Source organism: Bradyrhizobium erythrophlei, from assembly GCF_900129505.1.
Taxonomy (GTDB): domain Bacteria; phylum Pseudomonadota; class Alphaproteobacteria; order Rhizobiales; family Xanthobacteraceae; genus Bradyrhizobium; species Bradyrhizobium erythrophlei_D.
In genome coordinates this window covers 3,345,909-3,365,364 of record NZ_LT670818.1, presented here as the reverse complement: position 1 = coordinate 3,365,364, position 19,456 = coordinate 3,345,909, and the positions used below count along the sequence as shown (strand labels likewise).

The 19,456-nt window shown below is 58.5% G+C and carries 16 protein-coding genes and 1 pseudogene; 7 read left to right on the top strand and 10 right to left on the bottom strand.

Annotation, left to right across the window (positions count from 1 at the left end; all coding sequences use genetic code 11):
• Positions 1 to 25: 25 nt before the first annotated feature.
• The 4 genes from B5525_RS15525 to B5525_RS15510 all read right to left on the bottom strand — a co-directional run bounded on the left by B5525_RS15525 (position 26) and on the right by B5525_RS15510 (position 4,915).
• Entirely contained in the window at positions 26 to 643 is a 618-nt protein-coding gene (locus tag B5525_RS15525; protein WP_079566781.1) for a peptide deformylase, read from the bottom strand.
• Positions 644 to 796: 153 nt separating this feature from the next.
• Positions 797 to 2,437 (bottom strand): GMC family oxidoreductase, encoded by a 1,641-nt coding sequence (locus B5525_RS15520; RefSeq protein WP_079566780.1) that lies wholly within the window; start codon positions 2,435 to 2,437, stop codon positions 797 to 799.
• Between the two features lie 147 nt (positions 2,438 to 2,584).
• Positions 2,585 to 3,364, bottom strand: coding sequence for a 1,6-dihydroxycyclohexa-2,4-diene-1-carboxylate dehydrogenase (locus tag B5525_RS15515; RefSeq protein WP_079566779.1), 780 nt, complete (start codon positions 3,362 to 3,364; stop codon positions 2,585 to 2,587).
• 555 nt (positions 3,365 to 3,919) lie between these two features.
• Complete coding sequence (locus B5525_RS15510; RefSeq protein ID WP_154073248.1) at positions 3,920 to 4,915, bottom strand: helix-turn-helix domain-containing protein; 996 nt, start codon at positions 4,913 to 4,915, stop codon at positions 3,920 to 3,922.
• 489 nt (positions 4,916 to 5,404) lie between these two features.
• Here B5525_RS15510 and B5525_RS15500 point away from each other — a divergent pair, with 489 nt between their 5' ends.
• The 4 genes from B5525_RS15500 to B5525_RS15485 are packed head-to-tail and all read left to right on the top strand — an operon-like array spanning position 5,405 to position 8,593.
• Positions 5,405 to 6,742: a Rieske 2Fe-2S domain-containing protein gene (locus B5525_RS15500; protein WP_079566776.1), complete on the top strand. Its 1,338-nt coding sequence runs from the start codon at positions 5,405 to 5,407 to the stop codon at positions 6,740 to 6,742.
• A 5-nt stretch (positions 6,743 to 6,747) separates the two neighbouring features.
• On the top strand, positions 6,748 to 7,233 hold the full coding sequence (gene benB / locus B5525_RS15495) for a benzoate 1,2-dioxygenase small subunit (RefSeq protein WP_079573412.1): 486 nt from the start codon (positions 6,748 to 6,750) through the stop codon (positions 7,231 to 7,233).
• Positions 7,233 to 8,285: a benzoate 1,2-dioxygenase electron transfer component BenC gene (gene benC, locus B5525_RS15490; RefSeq protein ID WP_079566775.1), complete on the top strand. Its 1,053-nt coding sequence runs from the start codon at positions 7,233 to 7,235 to the stop codon at positions 8,283 to 8,285. The genes benB and benC overlap by 1 nt, the downstream gene beginning before the upstream one ends.
• A 47-nt stretch (positions 8,286 to 8,332) precedes the next feature.
• Entirely contained in the window at positions 8,333 to 8,593 is a 261-nt protein-coding gene (locus B5525_RS15485) for a TetR/AcrR family transcriptional regulator (RefSeq protein ID WP_079566774.1), read from the top strand.
• Between the two features lie 1,153 nt (positions 8,594 to 9,746).
• On the opposite strand, the gene B5525_RS15480 is transcribed toward B5525_RS15485, so the two are convergent.
• Together B5525_RS15480 and B5525_RS15475 are read right to left on the bottom strand one after the other, a co-directional pair.
• Positions 9,747 to 10,925, bottom strand: a complete 1,179-nt coding sequence (locus B5525_RS15480; RefSeq protein WP_154073247.1) for a hypothetical protein — start codon at positions 10,923 to 10,925, stop codon at positions 9,747 to 9,749.
• A gap of 111 nt (positions 10,926 to 11,036) precedes the next feature.
• Positions 11,037 to 11,360, bottom strand: a complete 324-nt coding sequence (locus tag B5525_RS15475; RefSeq protein ID WP_079566772.1) for a hypothetical protein — start codon at positions 11,358 to 11,360, stop codon at positions 11,037 to 11,039.
• A gap of 17 nt (positions 11,361 to 11,377) precedes the next feature.
• On the opposite strand from B5525_RS15475, the gene B5525_RS15470 reads away from it, so the two are divergent.
• Both B5525_RS15470 and B5525_RS15465 read left to right on the top strand, forming a co-directional pair.
• Positions 11,378 to 11,725 (top strand): hypothetical protein, encoded by a 348-nt coding sequence (locus B5525_RS15470; protein ID WP_079566771.1) that lies wholly within the window; start codon positions 11,378 to 11,380, stop codon positions 11,723 to 11,725.
• Positions 11,726 to 12,045: 320 nt separating this feature from the next.
• Positions 12,046 to 12,497, top strand: a pseudogene (locus B5525_RS15465) (SDR family oxidoreductase); the annotation flags it as partial.
• 261 nt (positions 12,498 to 12,758) lie between these two features.
• Here B5525_RS15465 and B5525_RS15460 read toward each other — a convergent pair.
• The 3 genes from B5525_RS15460 to B5525_RS15450 form a co-directional block, all read right to left on the bottom strand.
• Positions 12,759 to 12,986: a hypothetical protein gene (locus B5525_RS15460; RefSeq protein ID WP_079566770.1), complete on the bottom strand. Its 228-nt coding sequence runs from the start codon at positions 12,984 to 12,986 to the stop codon at positions 12,759 to 12,761.
• A gap of 911 nt (positions 12,987 to 13,897) precedes the next feature.
• The gene (locus B5525_RS43950) at positions 13,898 to 14,161 is read right to left on the bottom strand and encodes a hypothetical protein (RefSeq protein ID WP_154073246.1); all 264 of its coding nucleotides are present in this window, start codon (positions 14,159 to 14,161) and stop codon (positions 13,898 to 13,900) included.
• Positions 14,162 to 14,684: 523 nt separating this feature from the next.
• Positions 14,685 to 15,212, bottom strand: a complete 528-nt coding sequence (locus tag B5525_RS15450; RefSeq protein WP_244567910.1) for a phosphate-starvation-inducible protein PsiE — start codon at positions 15,210 to 15,212, stop codon at positions 14,685 to 14,687.
• A gap of 496 nt (positions 15,213 to 15,708) precedes the next feature.
• Here B5525_RS15450 and B5525_RS15445 point away from each other — a divergent pair, with 496 nt between their 5' ends.
• Positions 15,709 to 16,005, top strand: a complete 297-nt coding sequence (locus tag B5525_RS15445; RefSeq protein ID WP_154073245.1) for a hypothetical protein — start codon at positions 15,709 to 15,711, stop codon at positions 16,003 to 16,005.
• A gap of 2,175 nt (positions 16,006 to 18,180) precedes the next feature.
• Here the strand turns inward: B5525_RS15445 and B5525_RS15435 are convergent.
• Positions 18,181 to 19,446 carry an efflux RND transporter periplasmic adaptor subunit gene (locus B5525_RS15435; RefSeq protein ID WP_079566765.1) on the bottom strand — a complete coding sequence of 422 codons (1,266 nt, stop codon included), beginning with the start codon at positions 19,444 to 19,446 and terminating at the stop codon, positions 18,181 to 18,183.
• Positions 19,447 to 19,456: the final 10 nt, after the last annotated feature.

Genomic DNA, 19,456 nt, shown 5'->3' with positions numbered 1-19,456 from the left:
TGTGCGGTCCGGCGCCGAATGCCGTTCATTTTTCCTTGGGCGGTTCGGTGGAAATGGCGAGGCGTTCGAGTAGGTCGGACGAAGCACCTGTACCGTACGGCTCCGTCGATGTGAGCGTTCTTGGAAGCATGCAATCGGTAAGTAGCCGTCCGTCAAGGTGATCGATTTCATGTTGAAAGATACGTGCCGGCCATCCTTTGAAGGACCAAGTTTTCCGCTGGCCATTCGGCTGAAATCCTTCAACCTCGATCGCCCAGTAACGGCTGACATCCGCCTTAAAATCGGGAATGCTGAGACACCCCTCTGTTTCGATCACCATCTCCGGGGAGGTCGCGTACCAGGTCGGATTGATGACTGCCTCGAACGGGAAGGGATATCGATTCCGAGCCTTTTGCTGTCCGGGAGTCAGATGGCTCATCCGATCTTCAGTGTCCTCGACGACGAACAGACGTAATGGCACCGCAATTTGTGGCGCCGCGAGGCCTACGCCTTTTCCCGCGAGCGTCGCACGCATGACGTCGATCAGTTCGTGAAGCGCGGGAGTCCCGAACAGTTCTTGCGGTACACTCCGCGTGCCGTTACGGAGCGCCGGATGGCCGACTTTGACTATCCCGACAGGGGTCGCGGGAACATCAAAGCTCATTGGCAATCCCAAAAAGAGTGGGTGGGGTCTACGTACATAGGATTAGCCGAGTGGTGTGCCCGCCGTTTAGTTGCCATCGAGCAATCCGATCCTTTCTCTTTCACGCAAGCGCTCGCTGGCTCGCTGAGCGCGTATCACTGCGATTGTAGGACCTCAAGTGCGGTGGGCGATCTTCAGCATCTCTGCGGCGCGCTCGCCAATTATGATGCAAGGGGCCATCGTGTTGCCGGTTGTGACGCGCGGCATAATGGAACCGTCAGCGATACGAATATTATCGATCCCGTGGACCTTGAGAGAGCCGTCCACCACCGACATCGCATCCTGTCCCATCTTGGCAGTACATGTCTGATGCCAATAGCTACTTGCTGCGTCACGGATGAAGTTCTCGAGTGCTGCACCCTTGAGATTGCCTGGCATCACCTCCCGCTTGACGAACGGCCTCAGTGGAGCAGAGTTGCCGACTTCGCGGCAAAGCTCGACGCACGCTATCGCCGCCTTCATATCATCCGGGTGCGCCAATGTGTTGGCCTCGATCTCGATCGGGGACTGAGGATTGGTACCCGTCAGGCGGATGCGGCCCCGGCTCTTTGGCCGCACGACGCCTGCAAGCAATGACCAGGAACCCGGCGGTGGGCCAAATTGGGCTGCTGTCTCTGCGCTGCAGAACGGCACCTCACCCTGGCAGGTTTGCAGATCCGGGGTATCGAGATCAGGATCGCTCTTCCAGAAGTACGTCGCTTCACACATGTTGTTGCGTGGAGGGAGTGCTTGCGGATACTCCCAAACACACCCAAAACCGACATGGTCCTGGAAGTTTTCGCCAACGCCCGGAAGGTGCTGCACGCAAGGTATTCCCAGCCGTCGCAGTTCGGTTTGGTCACCAATTCCGGACAGCATCAGCACCTTTGGCGTGTGGATCGCGCCCAACGATAGTACGACCTCCGCTTTTGCGGCGATGTGTTGAACCTTTCCGTCATGAACGATCTCCACGCCCCTGGCTCGCTTACCGCTCATGACAAGTCGAGTGACCAGTGCGTGACAGAGCACCGTCAGGTTCGGCCGGTCCATGTAGGGGAAAGTATAGGAACGGAATACCGATTGCCGCATTCCGTCGCGGACTCGCAAGTCGATGATAGAGGCACCGCCATCACCTTCCATCATCAGCCCGTTCTGGCTTTGGAAGGTCGGAATGCCAACCGAGCGTGCGCCTTCGACCATGGCAGGGGCCACCGGGTTCGGGTCTGGTGCGGGCTGAACAAAAACCGGTCCTCCGGTCCCGCGACACCTCGGGTCCGGCACGCCGTGCCAATCTTCGATGCGGCGATAGATGTCCAGTACTGATTGGTAGCTCCATGCGGCGTCCCGAGCCTCGGCCGCGAAGAAATCCCAGTCATTCTTGTGCCCGCGCGCCCAAGCCATGAGGTTGATGCTGGATCCACCGCCAAGTATCTTGCCCATATTCAGCGGAATGGAGCGTCCATTTAGGTGTGGGTTCGGCTGGCCCATAAAAGCCCAGTCACGTTCGCCGCCAATGTTCAGAGGCCATTGGCCGGCTTCCTTGATGCTTGGCATATCGTCGCTGCCGCCGGCCTCCAGCAGGAGGACGCTGACCTCCGCATTCTCGGCCAAACGGCGCCCCACCACTGAACCAGATGAGCCAGATCCGCAAACTATGAAGTCATAGTGCGGCTTGAGTTCAGCCGTGAGCTTTTTTTGGTTGGCACGTACCCGTTCGGCAAATCCTGCCGTCTGAGTGTTCCGCTCGGGATCAGATTCAAACTTGGTACTGCTCATAATATCCGCCTTTTACGATTGCTGATGGGAAGTAAGATGTCTTTGCTCGCGCAGGCCATTTGCACCAGAACCGTCTCCACCAGGCTGTCGCTCATCTCGCGTTCCTCCGTCGCGGAGTCCTGATCGCAAGCGTCCGACGGTCATCGCTCAGCCGAGGTCGCCGCCTGCCACGGGCAGGGTCACGCCAGTGATGTAGGAGGCCTCGTCCGAGGCCAGGAACAGGATTGCCGCCGCCTGCTCCGCGGTCGTGCCGAAGCGTTTCATCGGGCTGGAGGAGAGGCCCTGATCCACGATCTGCTGGTACCAGACCTTCTCCTGTTCTATCGGCGGGGCGGGGTTGCGCGGAATGCGCCGCGGCGGCGCCTCCGTCGCGCCGGGGGCGACGCCGCAGAAGCGGACGCCGCGCTCCGCGTATTCGAAGGCGAGGCAGGCGGTGATGGCGTTCACCCCGCCCTTCGCCGCCGCGTAGGGCGCGCGGTTCACGCCCCGCGTCGCCACCGACGAGATGTTGACGATAACGCCGCCGCCCTCCTCCAGCATCACCGGCAGCACGGCCCGGCAGCACCAGAGCGTCGGGAAGAGCGAGCGGCGGATCTCTGCCTCGATCTGAGCTTCCTCATACTGGGCGAACGGCTTGGCCCAGATCGTGCCACCGACGTTATTCACCAGGATGTCGATGCGGCCGAAGCGCGCCCGGGCCCGTTCCACCGCCGCCGTTGCGCCGGCGAAGCCTTCCAGGTCTGCGATGACGGCCAGCGCCTCGGCTCCCGCCTCTTGCCGCACCTCCTCGACGAGGTCGGAGCGGTCCACAAGGACAACGCGAGCCCCTTCCCGCACAAGCCGCAATGCGACCTCACGGCCGATGCCCTGCGCTGCCCCGGTCACTACGGCAGTCTTGCCGGCGAAGCGGTCCGGATAGGTCGTCATCGCGGCCTCACACCACATGCCGGTGGGTTTCGGCGATAGCGGTCACCGCGCCGCTCGGAGAGAACTTCTCGTGGTAGAAATCCTTCTAAGGGCACATCACTTTGTGATCGGCCCGAACTCATTTGCCCGTTATGCTCCATCTCGAGCGGCTTGGTATGCGGATTGCCGATTTGATGGGACATACCGAATCTCTCCATTACCTCTCGTTTGGGAATCATTTGCTCCGACCCATCCCTCTATCCTGCTTTGATATTGTGTCCTGCAAACCTAGATCGGCCCAGCATCAACGTCATTGGTTGTCGACGCCCTTTCGCTCGTACGGCGGCGCACGGCGTGTTGCGCCCGAGAGTTCGTTGGAGGTAGCGTCGCAAGGCTCATCGGCTTGACCTACGCCAGGGTCATGAGCTCAAGCCTCACCATCACACCATTGCGTGGCACGCCCCATCGGAGCGAATAGGCAACTTCAATTCGTGAGTCTAATTGGTGCGACTGCTGCTATACGATTTGCCCATGTTGGCTTGTCCGGTGCGAATTTCTGCCTCAGACGTCGTGAGCCTATGCCGCACTTTCAGCGGTGCTGATACGCCCGTGCTCGGCATGATCTCCCGAATGGGAGCCTGGGGTATGACCGAACCGACGGCGAAATTTTCGACTGAAATTAGTATAGTCGCCAAAGCCGCTGGCGTAAGCAATCTCGCTGATGGGCTGGCTTGTTTTCAGAAACGACCGACGTTCCAACAGACGCGCGGCGTGATCCAGACGAACCGAATGTATGAAATGACTGCAGGTGGAGTTTCTGGCCGTAAAGAGCTTCTGAAGGTAGCGTAACGAGATTCTCGCCTCGACCGCCACGTCGCAAGGACCGAAATCCGGATCGGCAAAGTGATCCTTGATGATATCGCAGATACGCGCGAACAGCTTGTCTGTGTGAAGAGAGGTATCTTCTGGATCGGACGGCGCGAATAATGCGCCCAATAAGTCGTAGAATGCGAGACGCATGTAGGCGTTGGCCGAAACGGACATTGATTGCTGGTCTTCGACGCCATCCTGAAGGAGTTGACGGAGCGGTCGCGCTGCAGCCGCTCCGCTACGTCGAGAAAGGCACCGCGGTTCCAAGCCTAGATGAGACACCAGGGACCGCCGCGGCAGTTGCAAAGACCCCCACCACTGGTCGCTCCCCTTCTCAGATACGTATGTCACGGGCCGCGCCGCGTCGACGAGAGCGACATCACCGATTGCAAGTTCCACAGTCCGGTCGTTCTGGATGATTCTCGACTGACCAGTCATCTGAAAGATCGCGTAGTAGTGATCCCTAGCATCAACACGGATGTCCTGGCGGGTGCGCTCGAGGCGATGAGCATTGGAAGTAAGCTCCACTGCTTTCAATCCGCAAATGGTTCGGACACGCGCTCTGCCAAAAAAGGTATTCGGTTCGATCCCCTCCGGCGTGTACCGGCCACAGATCAAGCGGACCACATCTCGCCACGCTTCGTAATCCAGGTTTGGGGTGCTGAGAAAATCGTCGCTCGAATGCATCATCGCCTCTGTCAAGTGCGCTCAAACTCAGAGAAGCTTCTCTGGGTAAGGAGTCCTTCGTCCTTACCGGCGCCGCCGAAATGAGTTCTTCCCATGTGGCGGGACATATTCAAGATGACACCGATTTAACCCGACCTTGAATCACGATTGATCACGCCTCTGAGACTTCACAGTGCGGGTTTGAGGCAATGGATTTCAATTGCAATGCTTATCGGCCTGAGCGGACACACTTGGATGTTCGCTTCGTTGGCTTGGATTATGGGTTTGCACGAAGCTGTTTTGCAAAAGACCTGCGGCTTTGCCGACTTACTGTACAAAGATTTCGCTGCCGGTGCCGACAGGCTCGAGGTCCATGATCAGCCTAGTACGCCTCCGTACAGGCAGAAAGGGCGCGATCGTCTCATGACGCCTATCTGATTTGCGTTCATTCTGATCGTCTCGGCGAGAGCTGCGACCATCGCCGCCCGCTTAACAGACTGACCGACACTTCGGAGAAAACAAGCCATGACAACAAGCATCCTTGAACGTCTCGACACAGCATTGGTCGAGGATTCGGCCGACGGTCTGTTTCGTTGTGATCGTGCGATATTTACCGATACCGGGTTCTTTGAGTTGGAGATGAAGCACCTGTTTGAGGGAAACTGGGTATATCTCGCCCATGAAAGTCAGATTCCGAACAAGAACGACTATTTCACAACCTGGATCGGACGACAGCCCATCTTTATCGCCCGCAGCAAGAACGACGAGCTAAACGCCTTCGTCAATGCCTGCAGTCACCGTGGCGCAATGATTTGCCGTTACAAGCGCGGCAGCAAGTCGACATTCACCTGCCCGTTCCACGGTTGGACATTCAGCAATTCCGGAAAGTTGCTGAAGGTGAAAGACCCGGACGGCGCCGGTTATCCCGAACAATTCCACAACGAAGGCTCGCACGACTTGAAGAAGGTCGCGAGGTTCGAGGCCTATCGCGGCTTCCTGTTCGGAAGCCTCAATCCGGATGTGAAGCCATTGGCCGAACATCTCGGCGAAGCCGCAAAATTCATCGACATGATGGTCGACCAGGCACCCGACGGACTCGAAGTCCTGCGCGGATCGTCCAGCTACATCTACGACGGCAATTGGAAGCTGCAGGCTGAAAATGGTGCCGACGGCTATCATGTATCGTCGGTGCATTGGAACTACATTGCCACGACGAGCCGCCGCAATGCGGAATCGGATGATGTCAAGGCGACCGATCTCAGCAAGATGAGCGAGCTGAAGGGTGGTTACTATTCGTTCGAAAACGGGCACATGGTCGTTTGGTCTCGGTTTGCCGACCCAACGACCAGGCCCGCCTACGCGCACATCGACCAGCTCACGGCAAAGCACGGCCGCGCCAGGGCGCAATGGATGGTCGAGAACCTGCGCAACCTCTGCCTCTATCCAAATCTCTATCTGATGGACCAGATGAGTTCGCAGCTGCGCGTGACCCGTCCGCTCGCGGTAGATAAGACCGAAGTGACGATCTACTGCATTGCGCCGAAGAGCGAGCCGGCAGAGCAGAGAATGCGCCGCATTCGCCAATACGAAGATTTTTTCAATGCCAGTGGCATGGCGACGCCCGACGATCTGGAGGAATTCCGCGCCTGTCAGCAGGCATACATGGCCAAGGCGATGCGCTGGAATGACTTGTCGCGCGGCGCGACGCACTGGATCGAGGGTGCGGACGAGGGGGCGCAGGCGATCGACCTTCATCCACTGAGGAGCGGAGTGAAGATCGAGGACGAAGGTCTTTTCCTTGTTCAGCACGGATATTGGTCCGACGCGCTGCGGGAGGCCGTACTCAAGGGAGACGGGGCATGAGCACGATGATCCCCCTGTCGAGGGTCGAAGCGTTTCTCTACGCCGAAGCCCGTGCCCTGGACGATCGGGACTGGGACTCGTGGCTGGCCTTCTATGCGCCTGACGCGAGCTTCTGGATGCCGGCCTGGGACGACAACGACAGAATCGTCGAAGACCCTCAAGCGGAGATTTCCCTGATCTACTACGCCCGTCGCAGCGGCCTTGAGGATCGCGTGTTCCGCATCAAGACTGAACGGTCGAGCGCCAGCACCCCCGAGCCGCGGACGTCACACAACGTATCAAATGTCGAAATCCTCTCGCAGAGCGACAGCAAGATCGAACTGCGCTTCAACTGGCTGACGCTCAGCTACCGTTACAAAATCATCGACACCTATTTCGGAGTCTCCTTCTACACGCTCGAAGTCACGGGAGAGCGCCCCCTGATCAAAGACAAAAAGGTGATTCTGAAGAACGACTACATCCACCACGTCATCGACATCTATCACATTTGATGATGGCAGGCAGGTGGAGCAGACGCGTGCCCCATACGATTGCTCTAAATTTTGAAGATGGAACTACCCAGTTCATCCGTGCAGACGAAAGCGAAAGCATCGCCGACGCCGCTTATCGTCACGGCATCAATGTGCCGCTCGACTGCACCAACGGAGTCTGCGGCACTTGCAAGGCCTTTCTTCAATCGGGTGAGTTCGACCCTGGATCCTATATCGAGGATGCATTGAGCGATGTGGAAGCCGCCGAAGGCTACGTCCTCTGTTGCCAGGCAAAGGCGAAGAGCGACATGGTGATCGACATCCTGGCCTCCTCCGGCGCGTGCAAAGTGAAGCCCAAAGACACAATCGCCGAAATCGTCGAGGTCGAGGCCTTGTCTACCCACCGTATGAGGCTGTCGGTCAAGCCCCTGGAAGGTACGCTTCCGATGTTCCTGCCGGGGCAATATGTCAATGTCACCGCTCCCGATCAGATGACGAGCCGGCCCTATTCCTTCACCTCTGCGCCGGGCGCTGATGTGGCGACCTTCCTGATCCGCAATGTGCCGGGCGGCAAGATGAGTGCCTATCTCGAGGCGAAGGCCAAGACAGGTGACAGGCTCCTTCTCAACGGCCCGTTCGGTAGTTTCTACCTTCGTGCACCGCGACGACCGATCCTGTTCCTCGCCGGAGGGACCGGCGTCGGGCCGATCTTGTCAATGCTCGAGCATCTGGCCGCGCGGGGCGCCAACAATCAGCCCGTGCAACTCGTTTACGGCGCGCGCGATGACGCCGATCTGGTTGAGGTCGAACGGATCGAGGCGCTCGCAGCGCGTATCCCTAAGTTCGCCTATCACACCACCTGTTCGGGTCCTGGAAGCCGGCATCCGCTGACTGGCCATGTCACCGATCATTTTGCCGCCGGCTCGCTCAATAACGGCGACGTGGACGTATATCTGTGCGGGCCGCCCGAGATGGTCGAGAACGGGCGCCAGCACGTCGCGAAGCTCGGTCTATCGCCCGCAAACATCCATTTCGAAAAGTTCGCTCCCGCGAGCGAGGTCTTGACAGCGTGATGTCAGGCCCTCCCGTATGACACGTCGACCCTCCCTGGTGCGGAGACATGTCTACGGAGATCGAGGCCCGCGGTCGGTCCTTTGGAGAAGACCGACGGGTTCTCGATGCGACATACGAACTCCTGAAGACCGTCGGCTTCCACCAGATGTCGATCGAGGGCGTCGCCGCCCGCGCCGGCGTAGGAAAAGCGACCATATATCGATGGTGGAGCAGCAAGGGCGTGCTCGCGGTCGAGGCTTTCATGGAGGCGGTCGCACCTTCCATCGCGTTCCGAGAAACAGGTTCGGCCCGAGCCGACATCCCTTAAATGCAGCGGCTGAGTAACTGCGAGACCGAACCACGCGCGGTCGCTGTGCATCTGGACACGTCGAACAGCCCGACGTGGCGAGCGATGAGGGTCGCGGTCACGCCCGCTCTCCATCGCCAGTACTTTCATGCCATCTATTTCAGGGGACCGTGCGGAGTGAATTTCGCCATCGCAACCGACGGTCCAGGTTTCGCAACAGACGTTCCCGACCAGAGATCCGGGGAAACGGTAAGCCTGCCTCCATGGTTGGAGCCCAAGCGCACGATGATTGAGGCTCGCCTACGACATAAAGATCCAGCGCCTGCCAAAGCTCCAGAAGCCCCAAACAACCATTCTGAGCGTCGCATTAGAGTGCTTGTGCCAATCCGGATGATGCCAGCATGCACATCCGTAGAAGCCCAGCGCTCGCACTCACGACCGGCGAACCACCCCGTGACTTGAACAGCGGTGGCGCCCAGGTGATCCTGGCATCGAAATTCCGCACCGATGAACATTGCTCGCCACCAGCTATCGACCAGATAGGGCCAACATCTGAACGCGCGGCGTCCAGGCAATCGCGAGAAGGATGGCAGCCAACAGGATCATGTGGATGCAGGAGCAAGTCGCCGAAGGACGTCTCGTCCGGGTAATGAGCGATTGGTGCCCGCCGCTGGCGCGAGTTTGCTTCTGATGCCGAAGACGACGCACTTCGGTGTGCTACTGCTGGCGGCAATCTGCGGCGGTGAGCGATATTCGCTGCTGTGAATGAGATACCCTCGGAAAGTATTTGAACCCGGCCAAAGATGGGCGGTTAGGAAAATCGGCCCATCCGGTTGCACTCGCCTCGCCGGTGGTTCTGCTGCTCCACATGCATGAACGCTACCAGCCCAATTCGCATTGAACCGTTCTAGATCGAATGACCGGACTGGCTGATAGCACAAGCAGAACGAATTCGATGGTTCCGAAAGCCTTTCACCTGACCGGCAGCGCAGGTCCAATCGAAACAGTATGCGCATGCTATCTCTGAGTTCGCGCAAAACGAGAAAATAGGGCCCGACGCTTCAGTTCATTAAAGACAACAAACTCCTTCGTGAGTATCGACCCAATGGCAACTCTCAGCAGGTCCGCATTCGGGGTACCATCCTCTGGCTATATTCGAGCTCCGTTGCGCCGGCTAGGTCGGACGGGCGACATCTAAGCCGATCGAATTTAATCCATCGAATATTCGCTGCTTCCAAAAAACAGCGCCCTGACGATCCGCCACCGCCAGGGCCCTCATGAAATAGCTCTCGATGTTGCATGTATGTCCGAGTTTACCCTTAAGCAGAATCTCGGCTTTCAACATGAGGAAACGCGCGTAGCTCCAGAATTCTTCAGATTGCTGGCAGCGATCCAAGGCTTCATCGATCGTTTCTGACGCCTCAACAAATCGCCCAGCCTCGAGTAGAGCGATGGCGAAATAGCCGAGGGACAGCGTCTGGAATGACCAGACATGCGTCTCGCGAAGACGTTCGACGACAGCTCGGAGGGCAACAACCGCCGCTTCATGCTCGCCTCGCCGGCTCAGGAGCGCTCCCGCCAGCGTATCGGCAACCATGCGCCAAAGATCTAGACCAGGCCGGGCCATGTAATCCATGAGCATGCCGACATATCGTTCTGCCGTGGTCGGTTCGGCGGCGTCAAGCATAATCCGGCATGTCGACATACCGAGGGCGTAGCAAATAGTCGGAGCATACCCCGTCTTGGTGGCGCGGTCGACATTCGCGGCTGCCATTTCCAGCGCTCTCTCCGGAAAGCCCTGGAGCATCAGGATCTGTGCGAGATCGCAAAAGGCCGCAACGCGCTCATCAAAGTGGCTGTGGACATCGAAGCCGTAGCGACTTAGCCATACACCGTTGCGTAGTGCTTTCTCGATAAGGGTGCGCGCCTCGCTGAGCTCTCCAAGATAGAACAGGCTGCTCCCTATCATCCGCTCCCCAACCCCAATGTAGGCCCTTTCGCGCGCTGCGGTCGCAGTGTCGCGCACGCGTTGGCCAGCCGTGAGACAGTCGCGAAAGCGCCCCCCCATCCAGGCGCTGCCAAGATCGGCAAGAAGAACCTGCAGCTTCTGCCGTGGTGCATCAACTTGCCCTTCAAAGCGAGAAATCCGTCGCCAGGTTTCGGTGACGAGAGTACCTGTCCTATCCCGGTTCACCAGTGCGCCAGCGCGCGCCGCCTCCAACGCTATGAGCTGTTCCGGTGTAGGTTGAACTCCAGGGAGAGCCAAAATATGGTCCACCCGCGCCAAGCACTCTTCGCCCAGGCCGAGATGACCCCAGAGCGGCAAAGCGGCAACCGTTAGCGTCAATGCCAACAGAGGGTCACCCGATGGCGAACTCGACCAGTCCAGAGCAGCTCGGATCTGATCCACTTCTGAACCGTAAGCGGAATCCCACTCAGTCGTCCAAACCAAATCAGTGCGCGCCTAGGCTGCCTCCAGCACGTCTTTGAAGTAAAGGGCATGGCGCTTGGAGACAGCGTCGACATCGATACTCCCCAATAATTTATCCAAGGCATAAGCGCGCGTCGTGTCCAGAAGGCGGCGCATTCCTCCGGCCCGTCCTAGACCCGCCGTCACAAGAGATTTTACCGCAAGGCTGGCGATTAGAGCCGTGACGTCAGCGGGTGCGATCCTATCGTCGCCAACGATCTGCCGGGCAGCTTCGAAGGTGAACGGGCCGCGGAACACGGACAGGCGCCGCAGAACGATCTGTTCTTCCGCCGACAGCGCGTCGAAACTCCAATCCAAAGTAGCGAGAGCGTGCGATGGCGGGAAAGACCCGTGTTACGCCCGGGCAGGTGCAGACGGAAGTGATAGTCGAGCAATTCCGCAAGAACCGGCACGTCAAACGAGTCCACTCGACTTGCAGCGATTTCGATCGCGAGTGGAACTCCATCGAGGCGTCGGCAAATCTCGGTCACCACGGACGTGTTTTCGTCCGTTATTTGGAAACTGGACTGGCTCGCGGTCGCTCGCTCAACGAAGAGTTCGATGGCCGGGAAGCTGAGAGCGACGCCGACGTCCAATCGTGCATCGACAGGAGGAACAGGAAGGGAATCAAGGCGGCGAATCCGCTCGCCATCTGCGCGGAGCGGCTCGCGACTGGTGGCTAGAATGACGACGTTGGGTGCGGCCGCCAAGATCGCCTCGATCAGAGCCGCGATGGCGGCAACCATTCGTTCGCAACTGTCCAAGACGACCAGCATGCGGCGATTGCCGATAAAGGCTTCTATGTCCGACATGGGCTCGTCCGTCTCGGCTAGGATCCCACGACTCAATTCACACGAGCTTGAGACGCAGTGGCGCAACCCGAGCAGGATGCTCGCGGCGGAGAACGCCGCCAAGCGCTGGGCCGTCCTTTGTCCCCGGCAACCCCGCGTGGGATTGCTATATTGCGGCGGGCGTTGTGCTGCGCGCAGCAATGTGGAGACCCATGGCGAGAGAACTGGAAGCAAGGTTGCCGCCGTGACCAAGGCTGCGTCGGGCATGGGATTGGCAAGTACCCAGGCAATGTTGGCCGCAGGCGCGCGTGGTTATAGTTGACCGCAGCGAGGCAGCGCTGAATGCGCTCTGCAAAATGCGCGGCGACGCCGTGATCCCGCTCATCATCGACCTGCTCGACCCAAGCGACTGCGCTACGCTGCTGCCGAGGATCCTAGAGAAGGCAGGCCGACTCGACATCTTGCATGCAAATGCAGGTACCTACTTCTGCGGCGACTCGGTGACTCCAACGCAGGGGCTATCGACCGGATGCTGAACTTGAATGTGAGCTTTATCATGAAGAATGTGCACGAAGTGCTGCCTCACATGATCCAGAGTTGGAGGGGCGACATCATTGTCACGAGTTCCTTGGCTGCCCATTTTCCGACGCCGTGGGCGGCCGTCGTTGGCGGGCCTATCGCGAAGAGGCACAACGTTTGTGGGGGCTGTCTCCGAGGCGGGGTCCGGACCGGCTTGGACCATGCCGTCTCTTACGAAGAATACGGGGCGTGGATCGATGGCAAGGCGATCGAATAATGCCCGCAGTTCGGGCCGGAGTCCGTCGCCGCGCAGAGTAGCGATGGAGTCGAATTTGCGCATGATGTGCTCCCATGTGCGCTGGTAGGCAATTTGGACAGACGGGACACCCGACTACCGGGCGCCTTTTTAGGCCGCCCCCTTGAGGACGTAGTCGCCTGGCACGCACTTGATGCGGGCAACGTTCCACTGGTCACCGCTGAACATCGAGCGGCGTTTCCAGTCTGCTATCGCAGGCTGTGACAGCATGCAGGCCTGCATGGGCATCTCGTCCTTGACAACGATCTCCTCACGGCAGACCGGCTGCGGGATGCTGGCCAGCGTGTGGCACATTAGGGCGACGACGGTAATTTGCATGTTAGCCTTTCTCCACTGTGCTGGGCCGAAAATGACGTTTAGGATCGGCCACGTGTACGAGCTCTTTGCGGTGCCGATGCCTCGACCTCGACCTCCCGCGGCAGAGAGCATAGTTGAACAGCGTCAGCTCTTTCGATGTAGCGCCCAGAGTGAACATGCCGCTCCAAGCGCAATTACTGCGCCTGCAACGGCGGTAACGGCAGCGATCTCTTGCATTTCCTATAATCCGTCCGTTTCCCAGCCCCGGATGGTGCCACGCTTATCGGCACAATCATGATGTAGTTCGCGGGCCGGCCAATCCCACTAAATTCGGTTTTAGTTTAGTGGCCCCCGACCGCCTTTTTTTTACGGCTCGCGATAGGTCCCCCGCGAAGTGGTGCGGCGCAGATAGAGTCGCAAAGTGATTGTGCAGTAGTGCGTCGATACAAGACAGATGCGGGCGCCTTCTGCACGACAGCAGTGCGCGCCCCCGGGGCCTGAAGTTCGCGTTCAGCCCGTGCAGCATCCAGCGACAGCATCCTCATTGATCGCCGACTTGGAACGGAGACATGTCCGCTATTGCTGCCAAGCGCCGCTCGCCACAGTTCAGCGATCAAGTTGCCGCGCGCTGACGGCAGCCGATGCGCCCCGGCGCTTCCGCACGTTGATGGATGCCTATGCAGCCGAACTCGGCGGCAATCTCACCGAGGCCGAAAAGGCCTTGGTCAAATGCCGCATCGCGCTGCCGCGCAGCGCGATCGCAACTTTGCTTTTCGAGGCAATGCGCCGTAAATATCCCGAACGCGCCCGCGGCCCCGCGACAAGGGAAAGCCCAAGCGGCCGGCCGATCAGCCGGCGGTGCGGATGGCGGCATAGTTCGAATTGCCTTACGATGCAGGGGCAATCCTTTCGCGGGTGTTACGGCAAACTCGTTAACCCGCGTTGCGGACATCAAGAATCGCCGACGGTGACTTGAACCACATGCCCAGCAATTGGATTCCGTTCGGCGCTAAGTCAGCGCTATGATCCTGCAGGGGCTGAATGCGAGTCGCGGAAGAATGGATATGAAGGTCGACACCAGCAAAATTCGTTGGACCGATATCAGTACGGTCCAGAATTTGACGCGAGGACGAGGCGGACAAAATAGCAGCGACCGAGCGGCTGGTCGGGCAAGGCGCGCTGATCGATAGCGGCATCGGGCGTCTCTACAAGCGCACAGGCAAAATGGACATTGCATGGAGCAATGAGCAAATAAGCCGGCGCCGCGCCGGCAGCCGGCTGTCATGCCAGATCCAAGATCACGCGGGAGCTTCACGGACTGGTGCTACGACTGCCGGAACCACAGGTCTGGTTCAAGGATCGCGCCCGGCAGCGACCGGAACCGCGATACCAAACAGAGGGGAAAACACTTAATGTTGGCCATCGGTGGGATAGTGTTGCACTACTCCCAAAGTGCCGTTCGATCACTTTCCCGCAAAAAGATCGAATGAACCGCGATCAACAATCATGTAGCCTCTGGGCCGTTCTGTAAGTCGCCGGTGAGTTCTTTGCCACATTCCTAGGTAGTGTTCTGTCGCCGCATATAAGGTCGAGAAAAAGTTGTATCCAGTGGCGTAGAAGACTTTTTCACCTGTTTCAATGGAAGAGCGGACGACGGCAGCGCGCTGGTCAAACGCCCAAACTGCCGCGGCATGAGGCCGAATAACTTCCAAGTAGTTATTATTTTCGCGAAATCTGGTCGTCGTTCGACGGCTCATGCAGGTCAGCATGTTGATACAGATGACGTCCGCGACCCAGCGTATCGGACGGGTCGTCCTTGTCAGAGGCGAACCGCAGCACCAGCACAGCAAAGGACAGAACAAAAATCGCCCCTGCTACTATGAGAAGTTCGTTCCCTGTCTTGTGCTCAGCGCCCCCAACCTCGATCAGGACCCGACCCAGCGCGGTCATCGCGATATATATCAAGTAGCGAACCGGAAGCCTGGTCGTCTTGAAATAGATTCCGACCATTGCGCCGATTTCAAGATAAATAAACAGAAGAAGGATGTCCGAGAGTTCAGCGCGCCCCTTACTTAACATGCTGATGAAAGCGGCAAGGGCCGACCAGACGGTTGTCGCGCCAATCGTGAAGAGCGCCAAATAGTGAAATCCATCAACAAGTAGTATGCCTACCGCGTCCGCAGTTGCCTTCATACCGCGATGAAGGTTTTCTGCTGTTCGGGTTAAGTCGCTTTGTATGTCCGGCATCCGAAGACTCTCTCCGAAGTTGACGGCACCTACATACCCATATCACCTTGGAAATGATCGGTCGGCCCGGGTGCGTGGCTTATGCTGGTTCACAAAGATGTAGTATCCATGCGCGTTCGCAGCCCTTGCAGCAACTCATCAAGTTCGAGTGAACGCCGATTTATCGATCCTTTCGTCCGAGTTCCAGATGATCAAGTGCACCCGCGATGCCGGTGTTCGATTTTTTTGACAGGCATCTAATCCTGTTGCACGGGCCGTGTTCTTTGTTCAGCAATAATCGACTTTTGCTATACAAGCGAAAGTAGACGGCAAGATGCTGTGGCGCTACTGGACACGGCCTGTCAAAAGTGGGTAGTACGTCCGCATCCACGATGCCCACTGCCGGTATCCCCGCAATATGACAATACCTCGCCCAATCAGCGCTTCGTTCTCAGCGAAGAGGAAATGAGCGACGTCAGTCTCGCCACGTTCTATGTCTTCGATAGGGAAAACGTTGGTGGCGGCGTGCAGCTCGCCCGCGGATGCGGAGGTTGCGGCCATGGTGGTGGCGGCGGTTGCGGCGGCTGCCGAGGAGGCGGCGGGTGCGGCGGCGTCCGTGGTTGTGGCGGTGGCGGGTGCGGTGGCTGCCGTGGTTGCGGCGGCTTCCGTGGTTGCTGCGGCTGCGGGATCGGCATCGGATTCGGTGGCATCGGGTTCGGGTTCGGTGGCTGCGGGATCGGGTTCGGTGGCTGCGGGGGTGGCGCGTGTTGCGGATCCTGGGGAGCGTGCCGCTTGTGCTAAGCCCACGACCTAACGGCCGGCTTCACCAAGGACTCTGCTAAGCTGGAGCAATCACAGGGGGAGGGCCGTGAGTAATCTCCGCCCTGCGCACCAAACGCGTGGGCGAAGCCGACAGATAATTAGATACCGTAGCGTAGGCAGATAACGCGGAGTCTTGAAACGCACCCGGCGCAGGGTTTTGCCCCGGGCGGTACGACTTCAACCTCGATTCCAACCGCATATTCGCCCGGACTACAGCGGCTTTCTGAATTCCCGGGCTTTACACTGGTCCAAGGCCCTTGCGTCGTGCCAGGCGGACTCGCCGTCGTTGGGCGGCCGTCTTGTGCTTCGACAACGGAGCTCGACGCAATCATTACAACGGCCAAGGCGGCAAATTTCGTGTGCGGCTTCACGGCGGCTCCCCTTCCATTGGCTGTTTCGCTCCGGCTACCAGCGAAACTCTCTCGCCCCAGGCTTACAAAGCAGATCACCCAAACATACTTTGATACAAGCTTTTGCCTCAGGCTATGCAAAAGCGGCAGGTTCATCGAGAGTCACGCATGCTGCTCTCGGAGCGCTCCCTAAAGATTTTCTCCGTTTCTCATTTGCCGCATCCGAGTGCTCAGATGTATCGAGATAGATGTAAGCCGGCAGCGATCTCGCCCCATTAAATTACACTTCACAAAGCTCAATTCGCCTTGAGGACTCGAGCTGGGCGAATGATAGTACGACGCGCCCGACCTCGCGTGGCGTTGAACGACGTGAAGAAATTGCAACTTTAATCCGTCAATCACCGCCCCATTTCCATAGAGGAGTCACGTCGGCTTTTCATATGCAATGGAGAAATTAAATGACTAAACTTCTGTCGGCCGCACTGATCGCCGCCGTCATGCTCGCAACTCCCGCTATGGCTCGCACGAGCCATGTAACCTCGCGGCACCGCCGCGCAAGGGACGCCAATGCGAGCACTTCCCCCACCGCCCATCATATTGACGGCCGTGTCGGCATTTCAGCGCCGAGCGTCGGTCCATTTCCCCCGGCGCCCCCGGACGGGGAAAATTGCGACGTCGGTGATAACCCGTTTATATGCTAAAAAACTGTCCAGCGTCGTGGCGCGCCTGCGCGGGGTAGAAACAGCCTTGTGCTATCCTCTGCGGCCGGGAGGGTAGCGGCCGTCAGCTTATTGGAGGCACTGTCCCCGTTAAAAAACGTGGTCCATGGGCGCGTGCGGACTTGAGAGTGGTGACGCCGTTCCAGTCCTTGCGGGTGAAGTACGACAGTCAAAGAGACGAAGGCGAGCGGCAGTCGAAGATTTCTCTCAGGTCCGCTAGGTGAGGCGATTTGCCTTGGCTCATGGGAACCTGCGCTCGCAGTACCCGAATGATGTCCTCCGCTGCGGTCATGCATCCTTGTCATCGGGTCCTTGCTGGCCCGCGCCTTTGAAAAAGCGCGGCGACTTCCGCTAATGGCACAAAAGCGGACCAACTAGTCGCCCTGGCGATTGTCCGCTGCTGAGGGAAGAGCGGACATCGATCATCCGCGACTTGATGTCTGCTTTTAAATCGGACCGGAAATCTGGGGTGGTGTTGTTTCTGGCGGCCTTTGTTAATGCTTTCAGAAGCCTTCGTTGTTTCCCAGTCCATTGCTATCCCATAGCAAAACGTATCCAAAAGGAGCGCCACCATTGCGTGAGATTGACGCTTGCCACGAGCTCGGAAGCCGGGACAGTCTTACTGGTGTTCACACCAGCGAGGTAGTGTTCCGGAAGCCCTGTTTCGGGAAGCTGGAAATCAGGGCCGACGGAGCAAGCCGACAGACCTACGGCTCCCCAGCAGGCAATCCAACTTCGAAATACTCGCTCGGAAAGGAATGAACTCATACCGCCCCCTGCCATTATCGAAGGTTTGACAAATCCAGTTTGATTTCCGTACGACGCTTTCACGTCACGACATTCCCCGACTCGCAAAAAAACGATGGTAGTATCTAGTACTTTCCCGAAAGCCGAAAGCTGATTTCATGCGCATCAACCTTCATTCCAGAGACGATTTGGCTGCTAAGGTTCACGCAACCTTATCACCTTCTTGGGGTAAGATTCGATCTGCGCGACATTCCCATCCTCTACCCGATCTTGCCCCCCTTCGAAACGCTACCTCATTCTTTCGTCAATGATCGCGATGGCAGGGTGCGTGGCCGACGCAAGCCGCCGGCCCTAGTTCGCCTCAGCTTCCATTTCTGACCCAACCGGCGGGTTGGTTGGGGCGGGACCACCGGCAATGCGCACGACGTCGCCAGATCCGAGTGAATCAGGTGGGCTATCGACGATCCGGTCGGTCGGCACGAGACCGCCTGTCACTTCAACCTGGACTCCGAGATTCCGGCCCAAACTGATCTTCTTCAGCGTGACCTTATCGCCGTCGCCGACTACCGAGGCTTCCAGGCCATGTTGCCGGAACAATATCGCGCTTGACGGAATCAGCAGGGTGTTGGGATCGCTCGGAAGGTTCAACTGAGCTTCGACATAGGTACCGGGCTGAAGCAGCCCTGCCGGGTTGTCTGCCTGAAGTTCGACCAGCAGCGTTCGAGATGACGTGTTGACCGAACGTGAGGTCGATGTTGCCTTTGCCATAAAGACCTTGCCCGGATATTGCGGCAGCCGTAACTCGGCCGTCAGGCCCCGGTGAATGTTACCGGCCAGCCGCTGGGGCACCTTGACGTAGATGCGCACCTTGTGAGTGTCCGCCACGCTAAACAGTTCCCGCGCCGTGCCGTTGCTGCCGGCATTGATGAGTGCACCGATGTCGGTTTCGCGCGCGGTCACGGTGCCATCGAAGGGGGCGACCACCTGCTTGAAGGCTTGCAGCGATTCCAGGCGATCAACATCGGCCTGGGCCACAGCCATATCGGCTTTGGCCGCGTTGAGGCGTGCCATGCCACTCTGATAGTCCGCCTGTTTGGAGTCCTGTTCCTGGACCGATACCACGCCGCGCGGCGAGTCCCGCCAGCGCTCGTAGGTCGTCTTGGCGAACTGGGCTTCGGCGTCCCGAACCTTGACCGCGGCGCTTGCCGCATTGAGCTTGGCCTTGGCGGCGGTCAACTCGGCGTCGATTTGCGGCGTGTCGATATCGGCGAGCACTTGACCTTTCTTCACCTGAGCGCCGAAGTCGAAGTACCAATTTTTCAGGTAGCCGTTGACCCTCGCGTAAAGCGGCGCTTCGTACCAGGCATGGATATCGCCGGGCAGGACGACTTGCTGCTCCGGCGCGCCTTTGGTGGGATGAACAATGTTGACAACGGGAATCGCGGCGGCGTCAGTCCATGCGGCGACCGCTTTCTCTTGCAACTGACGATGCCAGATTCCCTCAGCGGCAACCGCCATCAAGACGGCGACGGCACTTACGCTCAGCAATCGTGACATCGTGCGCGGCTGCCGCTTCGCCGGAATAGCTTCTGGCGCTTTGTCTTCGTGTTCCGACACGTCGGTTCTC

Bases quoted from the DNA above. Each gene is read 5' to 3' on its own strand.
- B5525_RS15485 (WP_079566774.1), top strand. From the start codon at position 8,333: ATGTCTACGGAGATCGAGGCCCGCGGTCGGTCCTTTGGAGAAGACCGA.
- B5525_RS43950 (WP_154073246.1), bottom strand. From the start codon at position 14,161: ATGCCGCTATCGATCAGCGCGCCTTGCCCGACCAGCCGCTCGGTCGCT.
- B5525_RS15450 (WP_244567910.1), bottom strand. From the start codon at position 15,212: ATGCCGGACATACAAAGCGACTTAACCCGAACAGCAGAAAACCTTCAT.
- B5525_RS15515 (WP_079566779.1), bottom strand. From the start codon at position 3,364: ATGACGACCTATCCGGACCGCTTCGCCGGCAAGACTGCCGTAGTGACC.
- B5525_RS15520 (WP_079566780.1), bottom strand. From the start codon at position 2,437: ATGAGCAGTACCAAGTTTGAATCTGATCCCGAGCGGAACACTCAGACG.
- benC (WP_079566775.1), top strand. From the start codon at position 7,233: ATGATGGCAGGCAGGTGGAGCAGACGCGTGCCCCATACGATTGCTCTA.
- B5525_RS15525 (WP_079566781.1), bottom strand. From the start codon at position 643: ATGAGCTTTGATGTTCCCGCGACCCCTGTCGGGATAGTCAAAGTCGGC.
- benB (WP_079573412.1), top strand. From the start codon at position 6,748: ATGATCCCCCTGTCGAGGGTCGAAGCGTTTCTCTACGCCGAAGCCCGT.
- B5525_RS15500 (WP_079566776.1), top strand. From the start codon at position 5,405: ATGACAACAAGCATCCTTGAACGTCTCGACACAGCATTGGTCGAGGAT.
- B5525_RS15470 (WP_079566771.1), top strand. From the start codon at position 11,378: ATGGCGGGAAAGACCCGTGTTACGCCCGGGCAGGTGCAGACGGAAGTG.
- B5525_RS15460 (WP_079566770.1), bottom strand. From the start codon at position 12,986: ATGCAAATTACCGTCGTCGCCCTAATGTGCCACACGCTGGCCAGCATC.